This window comes from Bacillus sp. P4_D3, from assembly GCF_056401855.1.
In genome coordinates this window covers 1-806 of the sequence record NZ_JBFUIN010001114.1, presented here as the reverse complement: position 1 = coordinate 806, position 806 = coordinate 1, and the positions used below count along the sequence as shown (strand labels likewise).

Sequence of the window (806 nt, the reverse complement as noted above, 5' to 3'; positions counted from 1 at the left end):
GTTCAAAGGAGTGTAACTATTTATGTATACTTATTGGCAATCGTATTACTCCCCTTATCATATCACTAATGGAAACTTCAATTCATTTGTACGAAATTACCGAGTTAGTAAAAACGAAAACTTTTTAAAAGGATATATGCGTTCTTTATGGGAACAACACGTCACTTGGACGCGATTAGCCATTATAGGCATCATCTTTAACTTGCCAGACGTAAACGTTACTGTTGGACGTCTTCTACAAAATGCAACACACATGGGGCTATCACTTGAACCATTCTACGGAGAAAATGCAGTAAAAAAATATAGTGCATTAATTAAAGACCACTTAGTAATTGCTGCTGATCTTGTTAAAGCCGCAAAAGCTGGCGATCAAAACGCAGCAGCCGCTATAGAAAAGAAGTGGTACGCTAATGGTGATGAAATTGTTGAGTTTCTAACCAGTATCAACCCATATATAGAAAAAGAAGAATTTAGAAAAATGTTTTATGAGCATTTAGCGTTAACGAAAGCGGAAGCACTTGCCTTCCTAAATAAAGATTATGATGCCAGTGTAAAACTATACGATAAAATTGAAAAAGAAGCATTAGRAATGGCCGACATGATAACAGACGCAATCGTAAAACAATTTCCGCAAGTATTTCAATAAAAATAAGCCGATTTGAAAAAACAAATCGGCTTATTTAGTTTTCTATCAATGATATTTCACTACTCCTCTTTACATTTAACGTATATCGATATATTTTATTAATATCCGTTTTTTATAGGAGGAAATAGTTTGATTAACGCAATTGGTCTCGTATTTATTC

General features: G+C 33.8%; 1 protein-coding gene. It reads left to right on the top strand.

The features are described 5' to 3' along the window. Positions 1 to 22 precede the first annotated feature (22 nt). Entirely contained in the window at positions 23 to 646 is a 624-nt protein-coding gene (locus AC1DTM_RS29660) for an acetylglutamate kinase (RefSeq protein ID WP_477001611.1), read from the top strand. Positions 647 to 806 lie beyond the last annotated feature (160 nt).